This window comes from Mesorhizobium sp. LNHC252B00, from assembly GCF_000502955.1.
Taxonomy (GTDB): domain Bacteria; phylum Pseudomonadota; class Alphaproteobacteria; order Rhizobiales; family Rhizobiaceae; genus Mesorhizobium.
The window spans coordinates 230,934-245,448 of the sequence record NZ_AYWO01000004.1 but is presented as its reverse complement, the minus strand read 5'-3'; the positions used below and the strand labels follow the sequence as shown (position 1 = coordinate 245,448).

Genomic DNA, 14,515 nt, shown 5'->3' with positions numbered 1-14,515 from the left:
GGTACATTCCGAGTGACTGGGTTCAGCGACAGCGGTCATCCGCTTCAAAGGAAAACACACCGCTCGGTTTCGTCGCGACACCCTTCGCGTCGCCGAAATCCGGCACCCGGTACTCGGCGAGCAATCGCAGCCGTGACAGCGGCAGATCGGTGCGACGGGGATCGCCGACCAGAACCTCGATGCCGGCGGCCAGGCAGCGGTCGAGGAATGGGGTAACGCGTAAGGCAACCTCATGGCCGTAAAAAACATCGCCTGCGAGCACAAGGTCGACGGCCGGTGGCGGGCCAGTGGTGATATCCTTGTCGACAACGGTGATCGTGACGCCGTTGGCGGCGGCATTGAGGCCGATCGCTGCAACGCCGTTACGGTCTATCTCGGCCGCAAGCACCGCGCGGGCGCCAGCCTTGGCGGCGGCGATACCGACGAGGCCTGAACCGGCGCCGAGGTCGAGCACACGCCGCCCGATTACCGTCTGCGGTCGCTCGAATATGAAGCGGGCAAGCACCGCGCCGCCGGCCCAGGCATAGGCCCAGTAGGGCGGCTGCGCTTCGGTCCCGTTCTCGTCGGCCTCGATGCTGTCTTCCGGCTCGACGCCATGGTCACACCACTCGATCAGCCGCCTGAGACCGCTTGCAGGATGGGCCGTGTAGAGCAGGATTTGGGGAAGTGCCGGAACAGGCACAAGGCGCATATTCGCCTTGATGAACGTAGCCGCGTCGGGACGTCGGCCATCGTCCGCGAACCCTCGATTGCCAGGGCCATCCTTCAAATCGCGTTTATTCCCGCAGCGCTCGGCGCAGGATCTTGCCGACCGGTGTCTTCGGCAGTTCGGTCCTGAACTCGATGTATCTGGGCCGTTTGTAGCCGGTCAGGTTCTCGCGGCAATACGCGGTGAGCGTCTCTGCGGTCAGCGCCGGATCTTTCTTGACCACGAACAGTTTCGGCACCTCGCCCGAATGCTCGTCCGGCACGCCGATCGCCGCCACTTCGAGCACTCCCGGATGCATCGCCACGACTTCCTCGAGCTCGTTCGGATAGACGTTGAAGCCCGAGACCAGGATCATGTCCTTCTTGCGGTCGACGATCTTGGTGTAGCCGCGCTCGTCCATGAAGCCCATGTCGCCGGATTTGAAGTAGCCGTCCTTGGTCATCACCTTGGCGGTCTCATCGGGCCGGTTCCAGTAGCCCGCCATCACCTGCGGTCCCCGGATGCAGATTTCACCGACCTCGCCGAGCGGCAGGTTGTTGCCGTCGTCGTCGCGGACGGCGATCTCGGTAGAAGGCAGCGGCAGGCCGATCGTGCCGGTGAAGTCGCCGGCGGTGAACTTGTTGGCCGTGGCCACCGGCGAGGTTTCCGAGAGGCCGTAGCCTTCGGTGACCGAACAACCGGTCAGCGCCTTCCAGCGTTCGGCGACGCCCTTCTGCACCGCCATGCCGCCGCCCAGCGTCAGGATCAGCGGCCTGAAGTCGAGCTTGCGGAAATCCTCATTGTTGAGCAGTGCGTTGAACAGCGTGTTGAGGCCCGGAAAGATGTGCACCGGGTATTTCTGGAGCTCCTTGACGAAGCCGGGAATGTCGCGCGGGTTGGGAATGAGCACATTGCGGGCGCCTTGCTGCATGCCCATCAGCGCGTTAACCGTCAGCGCGAAGATATGATAGAGCGGCAGCGCGCAGATGAAGTTGGGATGCGCCGGTTTCGGCTTGATCGTATAGGCGTCCTCCATCCATTGCGCGTTCTGCGCGACGTTGGCGAGCACGTTGCTGTGCAGCAGCGTGGCTCCCTTCGAGACACCCGTGGTGCCCCCCGTATATTGCAGGAAGGCAACATCATTGGCCGTCACCTTGGCCGGCTTGAAGGTCGCGCCGGCGCCGGCCTTCAAGGCCACATTGAACTTGACGTGACCGGGCAATGACCAGGCCGGCACCATCTTCTTCACCCGGCGCACGACGAAATTGACGATGCTACCCTTCAGTCCCCCGAGCATGTCGCCCATCGCGGCAACCACGACATGCTTGACCGCCGTCCTGGCGATCACCGCCTGCAAGGTGTTGGCGAAGTTCTCGAGGATGACGATGGCTTGCGCACCGGAGTCCTTGAGTTGATGTTCGAGCTCGCGCGGCGTGTAGAGCGGGTTGATGTTCACCACGACATAACCGGCGCGCAAGACGGCCATCATCGCCACCGGATATTGCAGCACGTTCGGCATCATCAGCGCGACGCGCGCGCCTTTCTGAAGACCCTTCGATTGTAGATAGGCGCCGAAGGCCGCCGACAGCCGCTCGACATCGGCGTAGCTGATGGACTTGTCCATGCAGGTGAAGGCGGGCTGCGCGGAAAATTGCTTGCAGGCGGCAACCAGGAAATCGCCGATCGAACTATAGGGCAGAGGGCCGATTTCGGCCGCCACGTTTTTCGGATAGCTCTTAAGCCACGGCTTTTCCGGCAGTCCGGCGGCCAGCGCCGTCAGTGCATTCGGCAATCGCCTGGCGGCAGTCTCGGCAGGCTTCGCTGCCGGCGAGGCCTTGGCCGCCGCAGCCTTCGCCACCGGCTTGGCAGCTGCCGACTTTGCCGCGGGCACCGTCTTTCCGACAACAGTCTTTGTCGAGGCTTTCTTGATCGGGGCTTTGGTTGCCGGCTTTGGGCTTGCCTTCGCCGGCACGGGCGCCTTCGGCTTGGGCGCGGCGGCTTTGGCAGCGGGCACTTTCGGCGTGGACATGCCGCCGGCTGCTTTTGGAGCCGCCTTGGCTTCCGTCTTCGCCGGCGCCGTCTTCCTCGATGCTTTTGCCACCCGTTCCTCCCTCGACAATTCTTGTTCGATCGCGCCGCGCTCGCCCCTGAATTGACAGAGACGTCCTCCGCTGCCGCCGCTATACCACCTATGTATTGCCTCCATTGACGACCGTGCAAGTCTTGCCCCTGCGGCAAGGCGGCGAAAGATTTGCCGTCGAGAAATACTTCCTGCCGCGACCGTTGTCCTGCCGCACACCCGGCGGCTCGGAAGTGCGCGCGGCATCAATATCGTCAGATCGGCAATCAATAAAAAAATGCGGTCGTTAACAATCTCGTGATTGGAAAAAACTGCTAATTTTTTCTGCGTTTAAGCGAAATCGCGGATTTTTTTCCTGCTTCCCGCGGGGTAAGCAAACGGGGTGTTCCAAAGCCGGAAAAACGGTGCTTATATGCGCGCTTCGCGAGCCTGATAGAGGGGCTTGGAAGAACATCAGGGAGTGCTCAATGAAGAAGAAACTGACTTTTGCAGCCGCGTTGCTGGCTGCAAGCGTCCTGGGCGGCGTGGCCAACGCGAAAACTCTGGTCTATTGCGCGGAAGCTTCACCGGAGGGTTTCGACCCGGCGCCGTATACCGCCGGCCAAACCTTCGACGCATCCTCGCGCACCGTCTTCAACCGCCTTGTCGAATTCGATCACGGCAAGACGACGATCTCGCCGGGCCTGGCTGAAAGCTGGACGATCTCCGACGATGGCAAGGAATACGTCTTCAAGCTGCGCAAGGGCGTCAAGTTTGCCGCCACCGACTATTTCACTCCGACGCGCGACTTCAACGCCGACGACGTGGTGTTCTCCTTCCAACGTCAGGTCGACAAGAACGGCCCGTGGTTCCAGTACATCCCGGGCATTGCCTACCAGTATTACAATGACCAGTTCGGCGACAACATCACCAAGGTCGAGAAGGTTGACGACTTGACGGTAAAGTTCACCCTCAAGGAGCCGGCAATCACCTTCATTCCGACGCTGGGCATGGACTTCGCCTCGGTCGTCTCCAAGGAATATGCCGACAAGCTGCAGGCCGACAAGACGCCGGAACTGTTCAACCAGAAGCCGATCGGCACCGGCCCGTTCATCTTCGTCGACTACCAGACCGACGCGGCCATCCGCTACAAGGCCAACCCGGACTATTGGGGCGGCAAGCAGAAGATCGACGATCTGGTCTTCGCCATCACCACCGATCCGGCGGTGCGCGCGCAGAAGCTCAAGGCCGGCGAATGCAACATCATGTCATACCCGGCACCGGCCGACATCGCCGGCCTGCAGGCTGAACCAAGCCTGAAGGTCGACGAGCAGGAAGGCCTCAATGTCGGCGCGCTGATGTACAACACCCAGCAGAAGCCGTTCGACGACGTGCGCGTCCGCAAGGCGCTCAACATGGCTATCAACAAGAAGGCCATCATCGACGCCGTCTTCCAGGGTGCCGGCCAGGTGGCGATCAATCCGATCCCGCCGACCATGTGGTCGTACAACAAGCAAGTGAAGGACGATCCGTACGATCCGGAAGCGTCCAAGAAGCTGCTTAAAAAGGCCGGCGTCAAGGACCTCAAGATGAACGTCTGGGCCATGCCGGTGTCGCGCCCTTATATGCCGAACGCGCGCCGCACCGCTGAACTGATCCAGTCGGACTTCGCCAAGGTCGGCGTCACCGTCAACATCGTCAGCTACGATTGGGGTGAATACCTCAAGCGCGCTTCGGCTGTCGATCACGACGGCGCCGTCATCGTCGGCTGGACCGGCGACAATGGTGATCCGGACAACTTCCTCGGCGTGCTCCTGAGCTGCGCTTCCGTCGGTTCGAACAACCGCGCGGAATGGTGCAACAAGGACTTCGATGCGCTCATCAACAAGGCCAAGACCGTTTCGGATCAGGCCGAGCGCACCAAGCTCTACGAGAAGGCGCAGGTCATCTTCAAGGAACAGGCACCCTGGGCGACGCTCGCTCACTCCAAGGTGTTCATGCCGATGCAGAAGACCGTCACCGGCTTTGCGATGGATCCGCTCGGCATCCATCGCTTCGACGGCGTCGATATCGCCGAATAAGGTTCGCGAAACGGGGGCGTCACCGCATGGTGGCGCCCCCACTCGCCCGCCATGCTGCGTTATATCCTCGGCAAGCTCGCCCTCATCATCCCGACCTTCATCGGGATAACCATCCTCGCCTTTGGCTTCGTGCGCATCCTGCCCGGTGATCCGGTGCTGGTGCTTGCGGGCGAACGCGGCCTGTCGCCCGAACGCCACGCGGCGCTGATGCACCAGTTCGGCTTCGATCTGCCGATATGGCAACAGTACCTGACCTATTTGACCAACATCCTGAGCGGCGATTTCGGCACCTCGTTTTCGACCAAGACGCCGGTGCTGAGGGATTTCCTGATGCGCTTCCCGGCAACGGTCGAGCTCGCCATCTTCGCCATGATCTTTGCCGTTATCCTGGGCGTCGCCGCCGGCATCTTCGCCGCGATCCGCCGCGGCTCTTGGTTCGATCAGCTGACCATGGGCACGGCGCTGGCAGGCTATTCCATGCCGATCTTCTGGTGGGGTCTGCTGCTGATCATCGTGTTTTCCGGCACGCTGCACTGGACGCCGGTTTCCGGCCGCATCGACCTTCTCTATTTCTTCAAGCCGGTGACCGGCTTCATGACCATCGATTCCCTGATCTCGGGGCAGAAGGGCGCCTTCCGCTCGGCGCTGTCGCACCTCATCCTTCCAACCGTCGTGCTCGGCACCATCCCGTTGGCGGTCATCGCTAGGCAGACGCGATCGGCGATGCTTGAAGTGCTCGGCGAGGACTATGTGCGCACCGCGCGTGCCAAGGGCCTGGCGCCGCGCCGCGTCATCGGTTTGCATGCCTTTCGCAACGCGCTGATCCCGGTCGTCACCACCATCGGCCTGCAGGTCGGAACGCTTTTGACCGGCGCCATCCTGACCGAGAGCATCTTCTCTTGGCCCGGCATTGGCAAATGGATGATCGACGCTATTTCCAAGCGGGACTATTTCACCGTACAGGGCGGCTTGCTCTTGATCGCGCTGATCGTCATGTCGGTGAACCTCATCGTCGACGTGCTCTACGCCGTCATCAACCCACGTATCCGGGCCAACTGACATGAGCAACGAAGGCCCAGCCACCATTGAAGCCGTGACCGTCGTCAAGCCGCAAGACGCCAGGCTGCAGATGCTCGGCGAGTTCTGGCACTACTTCTCCGTCAACAAGGGCGCGGTGATCGGGCTCTTCGTCTTTGCGCTGCTGATCCTGATCGCCATCTTCGCGCCGCTGCTGGCGCCGCATTCGCCCGACGACCAGTTCCGCGACTTCTTCCTGACGCCGCCGGCCTGGCAGGAGGGCGGTAACGCGCAGTTCCTGCTCGGCACCGACGCCGTCGGCCGCGATATGCTGTCGCGGCTGATCTACGGCTCGCGCTTTTCGCTCGCCATTGGCTTCGTCGTCGTCACGTCAGCGCTGATCTCGGGCGTTATCCTCGGCCTGCTCGCCGGCTACTGCCGCGGCTGGGTAGACACGCTGATCATGCGCATCATGGATATCATCCTGGCCTTCCCGTCGCTGCTCTTGGCCCTGGTGCTGGTTGCGGTGCTCGGGCCTGGCCTTGTCAACGCCATGATCGCCATCGCCTTTGTGCTTCAGCCGCATTTCGCCCGGCTGACCCGCGCCGCCGTGATGGCCGAGAAGAATCGCGAATACGTCATCTCGGCCAAGGTCGCCGGCGCCAGCCATCTCAGGCTGATGCTGGTCACCATCCTGCCCAACTGCATCGCGCCGTTGATCGTGCAGGCGACGCTGTCCTTCTCCAACGCCATTCTCGAGGCCGCCGCCCTCGGCTTCCTTGGCATGGGCGCGCAGCCGCCGACGCCTGAGTGGGGCACCATGCTGGCCGAGGCGCGCGAGTTCATCCTGCGCGCCTGGTGGGTGGTGACTTTCCCGGGCCTCGCCATCCTGATCACCGTCTTCGCCATCAACCTGATCGGCGACGGCCTGCGCGACGCGCTCGACCCCAAGCTGAAGAGGTCCTGAGCATGTCTCTGCTCGAGATCAAGAACCTTACTGTTTCCTTCGACACGGCGGCCGGACCGTTCATGGCCGTGCAAGGCATCGATCTCGCGATCGAGCCGCGCGAAGTGCTGGCGATCGTCGGTGAGTCCGGCTCCGGCAAGTCGGTGGCGATGCTGGCGGTAATGGGCCTGTTGCCCAACACGGCAACGGTCAAGGCCGACCGCATGGCCTTCGACGGCGTCGATCTTTTGGAGCTCAGTCCGTCCGAACGCCGCAAGATCGTCGGCAAGGACATTTCGATGATCTTCCAGGAGCCGATCGCCAGCCTCAACCCATGCTTCACGGTCGGCTTCCAGATCGAGGAGGTGCTGCGCTTCCACATGGGCATGGATCGCGCCCAGCGCCGGGCGCGTGCCATCGAACTGATGAAGCTGGTCGGCATCGCCGACCCGGAGGAGCGACTGAGCTCGTTCCCGCACCAGATGTCGGGCGGCCAGTGCCAGCGCGTCATGATCGCCATCGCCATCGCCTGCAACCCGAAACTGCTGATCGCCGATGAGCCAACCACGGCGCTCGACGTCACCATCCAGAAACAGATCCTCGATCTGCTGGTCTCGCTGCAGGCCAAATACGGCATGGGCCTGATCATGATCACCCACAATATGGGCGTGGTGGCCGAAACCGCCGACCGCGTCATCGTCCAGTACAAGGGCCGCAAAATGGAAGAGGCCGACGTGCTTTCGCTGTTCGAGTCGCCGAAGAGCAATTATACGCGGGCCCTGCTGTCGGCCTTGCCGGAGAACGCTGTCGGCGACCGGCTGCCGACCGTGTCCGACATGATGTTCGAGCCGGCGCCTTCGGCTGCGGGAGCCGCGTTATGAGCACGACCGTTCTCGAAGGCAAGAACATCGTCCGCGACTATCACATCGGCGGCGGCCTGTTCACCGGACCGCGCACCGTGCATGCCGTCAAGGGCGTCTCCTTCACGGTGGACAAGGGCAAGACGCTGGCCATCGTCGGCGAAAGCGGCTGCGGCAAGTCAACACTAGCCCGCATCATCACGCTGATCGATCCGGCGACAGCGGGCGAGCTGTTCATCGACGGCAATAAGGTCGATATCGCCAAACATGGCCTGTCAAAGGACATGCGCCGCAAGGTGCAGATCGTTTTCCAGAATCCCTACGGATCGCTCAATCCGCGACAGAAGATCGGCGACGTGCTGGGCGAGCCGCTGCTGATCAACACCGACAAGCCGGCGGCCGAGCGTCGCGACCTGGCGATGAAGATGCTGAAGAAGGTCGGCCTCGGTCACGAGCACTACAACCGCTATCCGCACATGTTCTCGGGCGGCCAGCGCCAGCGCATCGCCATTGCCCGCGCGCTGATGCTGAACCCAAGCCTGCTGGTGCTGGACGAGCCGGTCTCGGCGCTCGATCTGTCGGTGCAGGCACAGGTGCTGAACCTGCTCGCCGACCTGCAGGACGAGTTCCAACTGACCTATGTCTTCATCAGCCATGATTTGTCCGTCGTGCGTTACATCGCCGACGACGTGATGGTGATGTATTTCGGCGAAGCCGTCGAATACGGCTCGCGCGACGAGGTCTTTTCCGACCCCAAGCACAGCTACACCAGGACCCTGTTCGCCGCGACCCCGCGCGCCGACGTCGCCTCGATCAAGGCAAGGCTGGCGAAGAAGAAGGCGGCTTAGCGCCTCTTCGTCATGCTAAGGTCTGCGGGACACCTCGCTCCTTGCTTCGCCCAGGGATGACGACGCTGGAGTAGCCGCCGCCTTACGACAATTTGGCGATGATGGCGCGCAGCGCTTCGCCGAAGCGGTGGACTTCCTCAACCGTGTTGTAGTGGACCAGCGAAGCGCGGATGGCGCCGCTATCCATCGACAGGTTGAGACGCCTCATTAGCCGTGGCGCGTACATGTGGCCGTCGCGGATGCCGATCTGCATCTCGGCCATTTCCTCGACGATCCGCTGCGGCGACAGTTTGCCGATATTGAAGCAGAAGGTCGGCACGCGCTCATTGATGCGCGCCTCGTCGGCTACGCCATAGATGGTCGCGCCGCAGTCCTTGAGCACTGCGAGCATCTCGCGTGCCAGCACCAGTTCATAGTCGCGGATGGCGCCCATGCCGGCAACGATGTTGTCGCGCCGCGACCGGTTGTTGGAGGGTGCCAGATTGCGGCCGATCAGTTCGAGATACTGTACGGCGGCATTCATGCCGGAGACGTTCTCGTAGATGAACGTGCCGGCCTCGACCTTGTAGGGCGGCTCGTCGGGGATGAAATCCTCGCGGAAGGTCGGCAGTCGCTTCAGCGTTTCGAAGCGGCCCCACAGGAAACCCATATGCGGCGAGAAATTCTTGTAGCCAGAGCAGACGAGGTAGTCGCAGTCCCAGGCCTGCACGTCGATCAACCCGTGCGGCCCGTAATGTACGCAGTCGAGGAAGACTTCGGCGCCGGCGGCGTGCGCGATCCCAGCCACTGAAGCGACATCGACGATCGAGCCGATCGAATGCGCGGTCACCGTGCAGGCGACCAGACGCGTGCGGTCGCAGACCAGCGGACGCAGGTCGTCGACATGCAGATTGCCGTCCTCGCGCATGCGCCACCATTTGAATTTCGCACCGGCCGATTCCAGCGCCAGCCATGTGGCGATGTTGGCGTCGTGATCCATGTCGGTGATGATGATCTCGTCACGCTCCCCGAGCATCTGGCCGATGCCGAGGCTGACCAGGCGAATGAACGAGGTGGCATTCATGCCGAAGCAGATTTCAGCCGGGTTGTAGGCATTGATCAGCAGCGCCACGCTCTCGCGTGCGTCCGCGACCGACTGGTCGACGGTCACGCTGCGGCCATAGCGGCCGCCGCGCTGCACGTTGTGCGAAACCAGATGGTTGGTCACAGCGTCGAGCACGCTCTGCGGGATCTGGGCGCCTGCCGCGTTGTCCATGAAGACGAAGTCGCCGGCCCGCTGCAAGGCTGGAAACATGGCGCGGATGGTGTCGACGGGGAACGTCATGGCGTTGGCATTGTCGGTCTGGTGCTTGTTCACGCGTAGCTCCTGCGAAGGACTTGGGCGGGGTGGAATCAGCTGGCGAGGTCAGCGGGTCTTTCCGGTCTTGAAGCGGTCCTCAAGCAGGCTGACGAGGCGGACCATCGGCCAGAGGAAGATGAGATAGACAAGAGCCGCGCCGATCAGCGGCGAAGGGTTGGCATAGAGCGACTGCGCATTGGTCGCTTCCTTGAGCAGTTCAGGCAGTGCCACGGTGGAGGCGAGCGAGGTGTCCTTGAACATCGAGACGCAGTTGCTGGTCATTGGCGGGATGACGACGCGGATAGCTTGCGGCAGCACCACCTTGCGCAGGGTCAGCAGGAACGGCAGGCCAAGCGCCTGCGCCGCCTCGAACTGGCCATGCGGAATGCTTTCGATGCCGGAGCGGAACACCTCGGCCGAATAGGCCGACATGATGATGGCGAACGCCGTCACCGCCGAGGCCCAGGACGATAGGCGAATGCCGAGGAACGGCAGCGCATAGTAGATCAGGATCAGCACGACCAGCACCGGCAGGGCGCGGAAAATGTCGGTGTAGCCGACCGCAAGCCACCGCAGCGGCTTCGGCGCATAGAGCCGCAGCAGGCTGATCAAAAGGCCGATAGGGATGCCGATGCCGATGCTCAAGATGCCGAGCAGCAGCGTGTTCAGGAAGCCGCGCAGCAGCGCCGGCAGGCTGGACATGATGACATCGGGGTTGAAGAAGGTGTCGAGCAGCGACATGGGAGCGTTCCCGAACCCCAGAGCAAAGAATGCTCACGTTAAAATCAATCGACCTCACCGAAGGCGAGGCGGTCTGCGGCGGGAGCCGGCACCAGAGCGTGAAATGAATCGTGCCGGCCTGGACAGCCGGCACGATTTCAATGCATTGCCGCTCAGGCCTTCGGCAGCGGCATTTCCTTCACGGTCGAAGAGTCGGCGGGCGCGTCGCTGCCGAACCACTTCTTGTGGATCGCGGCCAGGGTGCCGTCCTTCTTCATCGCGGTCAGCGCGTCGTTCAGCTTGCCGAGCAGCGGATGGTCCTTGGTCATCATCAGGCCGTACTGCTCGCCGGTCTTGATGCGCTCCTTGACGGTCAGATCCTTCATCTTGGTGAAGGAATACTGCATGCCCGGAATGTCGCTGACGGCGGCATCGACGCGACCGGCGCTGAGGTCGAGCAGCAGGTTCTGCTGCGTGTCGTAACCCTTCACGTCGCTGAAGCCGTCGGCTTCCTGATGCGCCTTGACCCATGTCTCTCCGGTCGAGCCGGACAGCACACCGACGATCTTGCCCTTGAGGTCGGCTTCGGCCTTGATCGGGCTGTCGGTCTTGGTGGCGATGCCCATGTCGGAATCATAATAGGGCTGGGTGAACGACTGCGACTTCAGCCGCTCCGCCGTAATGGTGATCGAGGAGATGGCGACGTCGATGCGCTTCGACGTGGTGGCGGCGAACAGCGCCTGGAAGCCGAGATCGGCGATGTCGGTGGTCGTGCCGATGCGCTTGGCGGCTTCATTGACGATATCGACTTCGAAGCCTTCGAAAGTGCCGCTCTCGTTCTTGTATTCGAAGGGCGGATTGGTCGGATAGGCGCCGACATTGAGTACGTCAGCGGCATAGGCGGTGGCAGGGCCGGCGGCGATGCCGATGGCGGCGGCGAGAAGAAGCAATTTGCGACGAGTGAAGCTCATTTGTGTTCCCTCTGTTGTTGATCGGGCGGGTTGCTCCCGCACGGTTTTTTGCCGCCCCGCTTCAGGCGGGGCGTCAATTCATGGCAGCGACCATGCGGTCGAGCGCGGTCGCTATCCGGTCACGCTCACGGCAGACGCGCATCCGCAGAAAGGCCGTGGCGATGTTCTCGATGTGCAGGTCGCGGATCTGGGTGCGCAAACCGTCGAAGGCATAGCGCGCGCTGGACGATGACTGGGGCACTATGAACGACAAGGACTGAAACCCCCTCCCACCACGATGGACTGGCAAGCAAGCCCTCCGGCACGGCAATAGCCATCGATTTTGGAATGCTTATCCAAAGTGCCGCGGTTTTCAAGGCGAAAGTTTTAAGCTTAAAAAGTTTGACCGGACTGTTGCCCGGTCGATACGCCCCTGGCCGTGCTCGTGTCGCGCCAGTTCGGCTCGCGTCGTTGAAAGAACCTTCGGACGCACCAGCCTCGCCATCGCGAGGCGAAGCTATTTCATGCTTGAAATATTTTTGCGGAGCCGTAGCGTGCGATCTTCGGCGGGAGGTCGCGACATGCACAAGCCACACCCATTGCACGGCCCGAACAGGCTGAAGCTCGGCGTCTTTTCGACCAATGCGGATGGCGGGCTTGCCATAACCGACGTGCCGGAACGCTGGACGGCGAGCTGGCAGGACAATCTGACCGCGGCGCAGATCGCCGACCGTGCCGGCCTGGAATTCATGCTGCCGATCGCGCGCTGGCGCGGTTTTGGCGGTCGCAACAAGGTGCGGGAATGGTCGTTCGAGACTTTCACCTGGGCGGCGGCGCTTGCCATGGCCACCGAACAGATCGGGCTGTTCATGACCGTGCATGTGCCGCTCGTGCATCCGCTCTACGCCGCCAAGGCGTTGGCGACGGTCGACCACATCAGCCAGGGCCGCGCAGGCTTGAACATCGTCTGTGGCTGGAACCCGAAGGAATTCGGCATGTTCGGCACGCCGCTGGTCGAGAAGGGTTATGACCAGGCGGCCGAATGGATCCAGATCCTCGAAAAGCTTTACGCCTCGGCCGAGCCGCTCGATTATGAGGGCACCTACTATCGCCTCAAGGAAGCCGTCAGCCGGCCAGCCAGCCTGCAGCTTCCACGACCCGTGACCATGAACGCAGCTTTCGGCGGGCCCGGGCGGGATTTCGCCGCCGCCAGATGCGATTATCTGTTCACGACCTTTTCCGAGATGAGCGATGCCGGCAAGCATGTCGCCGATATTAGCGAACGGGCGGACAAGGCAGGCCGCGATGTCGGCGTCTATACCGTGGCGCATGTCGTCTGCCGCGCGACGATGGAAGAGGCGTGGGCCTATTATAACAGCTATGCGGTTGATATGGCCGATCACGACGCGGTCGACGCCCACATGGCCGGCAAGAAGGAATTCTCGCAATCGCATGACCCGCATGCCTATGACCGCTACCGGCAGCGTTTCGCGGGCGGCGCGGGCACTTACCCGCTGATAGGTACCCCTGAAACGATCGCCGCCGACATGGTCGCCATTGCCGGCCACGGCTATCAGGGCATCGCGCTGTCCTTCGTCAATTACACGCAGGAGCTGCCCTATTTCTGCGATCACGTGCTGCCGATTTTAAAGCGGGCGGGCTATCGGGGGTAACGGTCCCGCCGTGACAGCCCGGCGAGAACAGGCGCTGGCGAGACTGGAGCTGCGGAATGAGATTTAGTCATCATTTCATTTGAGGCATTGCGACAATATCGTAGACGGACTGGAAAGCAGAAGTTAATACCTGCGGAAGAAGCTCTTGGCTGATTGGGAGTGGGTTGAGGCCGAGAAATGTTTCTTGCATCGCTAGACCGGTGGCATCCTATCCGGCTTTGTTTCTACGGATTTCTGGCTGCCACGGGCCTCGGGGCGCTCTACTGCATGGCTCCCTGTGGCGTTGATCCTCACCTTCGGATTTTCAAAGGTCTCTTGGCGATGTATGCAGCGTTTCTCTGCGCCATCGCCATATTCATCCAGAGCCTACGAAAGCAAGACGGCGCTATCTACAGCCAGTTGATTTCTCGGTTCCTGCGAATTCGTGGCTTCGATGGACAGAAAGCATTATCCTACGAAAGATCCTGGTTTGCGACGACCGTCTGTTTCGTCGGATTGTCTTTGGCAATCCCCCTGTATGCCCTGTCCAAGACTTTGTTGAGTTGGTCCGAGCTCGGCTGGCGCGATGTAGTGGGCTCCACATCTGGCATGCTGGTTGGGCTTTTCTTCCTGTGCGACTTTCATTTCCTGCTACAGAGGCGGCTAGCCAATAGTTGAACGCCTTGCGCGAGCCACATCTTCGTCCGCAATGGGCCGGACGCTGCCCTCTGCATTTGACCGAGGAATGCAGCGGAGCAGAATTTCCGCACCGCAGCAGCGCGTTGAAGTCGCGGCATGGATCCTGGGGTCTGCGCTGCGTCGCTTCGCTCCTTGCTCCGCCCCAGGATGACGAAGCGATGGGTGTTTAGCGCTAATTGCCAAAGCATGCGGTTCATTTCGGAATGGTCGTAATTTACTCCGGAATGACGGCGGTCGCCTGGATTTCCACCTTGGCGCGATCTTCGACCAGCGCCATCACCTGCATGGCAGCCATCGCCGGAAAGTGCCGGCCGATCACCTCGCGATAGGCCTCGCCGATGCCCCTGAGATTGGCGAGGTATTCGGCCTTGTCGGTGAAATACCAGGTCATCGAGGTGATGTGCTGCGGCGCCGCACCGGCCTCCGCCAGCACGGCGACGATGTTCTCGAGCGTCTGCCGAACCTGGCCGACGAAGTCGTCGGTCTCGAACTGGCATTGGCCGTTCCAGCCGACCTGTCCGCCAACGAAGATGAGCTGCCCGCGTGCCGCGACGCCGTTGGCGTAGCCGACAGGTTTTGCCCAGCCTTCCGGCTGCAGAATCGTGTGCATTCAAAACCTCCCGGTATTCCAAAAACCAATTTTCAAAATCGAATGC

The 14,515-nt window shown here is 61.8% G+C and carries 14 protein-coding genes; 7 read left to right on the top strand and 7 right to left on the bottom strand.

Features of this window, described 5'->3' with window-relative positions; translation table 11 throughout:
* Nucleotides 1–22: 22 nt before the first annotated feature.
* Nucleotides 23–691 (bottom strand): 50S ribosomal protein L11 methyltransferase, encoded by a 669-nt coding sequence (locus X744_RS161565; RefSeq protein WP_084025251.1) that lies wholly within the window; start codon nucleotides 689–691, stop codon nucleotides 23–25.
* 85 nt (nucleotides 692–776) lie between these two features.
* Nucleotides 777–2,789 carry a long-chain fatty acid--CoA ligase gene (locus tag X744_RS161570; protein WP_023758204.1) on the bottom strand — a complete coding sequence of 671 codons (2,013 nt, stop codon included), beginning with the start codon at nucleotides 2,787–2,789 and terminating at the stop codon, nucleotides 777–779.
* 446 nt (nucleotides 2,790–3,235) lie between these two features.
* Here X744_RS161570 and X744_RS161575 point away from each other — a divergent pair, with 446 nt between their 5' ends.
* The 5 genes from X744_RS161575 (at nucleotide 3,236) to X744_RS161595 (ending at nucleotide 8,499) form a co-directional block, all read left to right on the top strand.
* A complete protein-coding gene (locus tag X744_RS161575) occupies nucleotides 3,236–4,828 on the top strand; it encodes an ABC transporter substrate-binding protein (protein WP_023758203.1) in 1,593 nt (530 codons plus the stop codon).
* A 51-nt stretch (nucleotides 4,829–4,879) separates the two neighbouring features.
* A complete protein-coding gene (locus X744_RS161580; protein ID WP_023758202.1) occupies nucleotides 4,880–5,887 on the top strand; it encodes an ABC transporter permease subunit in 1,008 nt (335 codons plus the stop codon).
* A gap of 70 nt (nucleotides 5,888–5,957) precedes the next feature.
* Nucleotides 5,958–6,812 (top strand): ABC transporter permease subunit, encoded by an 855-nt coding sequence (locus X744_RS161585; protein WP_198032195.1) that lies wholly within the window; start codon nucleotides 5,958–5,960, stop codon nucleotides 6,810–6,812.
* Nucleotides 6,813–6,814: 2 nt separating this feature from the next.
* On the top strand, nucleotides 6,815–7,672 hold the full coding sequence (locus tag X744_RS161590; protein WP_023758200.1) for an ABC transporter ATP-binding protein: 858 nt from the start codon (nucleotides 6,815–6,817) through the stop codon (nucleotides 7,670–7,672).
* Nucleotides 7,669–8,499, top strand: a complete 831-nt coding sequence (locus X744_RS161595; protein WP_023758199.1) for a dipeptide ABC transporter ATP-binding protein — start codon at nucleotides 7,669–7,671, stop codon at nucleotides 8,497–8,499. The genes X744_RS161590 and X744_RS161595 overlap by 4 nt, the downstream gene beginning before the upstream one ends.
* Before the next feature lie 82 nt (nucleotides 8,500–8,581).
* Here X744_RS161595 and X744_RS161600 read toward each other — a convergent pair whose 3' ends face one another.
* The 4 genes from X744_RS161600 to X744_RS161615 form a co-directional block, all read right to left on the bottom strand.
* Nucleotides 8,582–9,856 carry a cysteine desulfurase-like protein gene (locus X744_RS161600; protein WP_023758198.1) on the bottom strand — a complete coding sequence of 425 codons (1,275 nt, stop codon included), beginning with the start codon at nucleotides 9,854–9,856 and terminating at the stop codon, nucleotides 8,582–8,584.
* A gap of 48 nt (nucleotides 9,857–9,904) precedes the next feature.
* Nucleotides 9,905–10,579, bottom strand: a complete 675-nt coding sequence (locus X744_RS161605; protein ID WP_023758197.1) for an amino acid ABC transporter permease — start codon at nucleotides 10,577–10,579, stop codon at nucleotides 9,905–9,907.
* Between the two features lie 152 nt (nucleotides 10,580–10,731).
* On the bottom strand, nucleotides 10,732–11,529 hold the full coding sequence (locus X744_RS161610; protein ID WP_023758196.1) for an ABC transporter substrate-binding protein: 798 nt from the start codon (nucleotides 11,527–11,529) through the stop codon (nucleotides 10,732–10,734).
* 73 nt (nucleotides 11,530–11,602) lie between these two features.
* Complete coding sequence (locus tag X744_RS161615; protein WP_023758195.1) at nucleotides 11,603–11,782, bottom strand: hypothetical protein; 180 nt, start codon at nucleotides 11,780–11,782, stop codon at nucleotides 11,603–11,605.
* A 307-nt stretch (nucleotides 11,783–12,089) separates the two neighbouring features.
* On the opposite strand from X744_RS161615, the gene X744_RS161620 reads away from it, so the two are divergent.
* Together X744_RS161620 and X744_RS161625 are read left to right on the top strand one after the other, a co-directional pair.
* Complete coding sequence (locus X744_RS161620) at nucleotides 12,090–13,181, top strand: LLM class flavin-dependent oxidoreductase (RefSeq protein ID WP_023758194.1); 1,092 nt, start codon at nucleotides 12,090–12,092, stop codon at nucleotides 13,179–13,181.
* A 177-nt stretch (nucleotides 13,182–13,358) separates the two neighbouring features.
* Entirely contained in the window at nucleotides 13,359–13,838 is a 480-nt protein-coding gene (locus X744_RS161625; protein ID WP_023758193.1) for a hypothetical protein, read from the top strand.
* 235 nt (nucleotides 13,839–14,073) lie between these two features.
* On the opposite strand, the gene X744_RS161630 is transcribed toward X744_RS161625, so the two are convergent.
* Nucleotides 14,074–14,469 (bottom strand): RidA family protein, encoded by a 396-nt coding sequence (locus X744_RS161630; protein ID WP_023758192.1) that lies wholly within the window; start codon nucleotides 14,467–14,469, stop codon nucleotides 14,074–14,076.
* Nucleotides 14,470–14,515 lie beyond the last annotated feature (46 nt).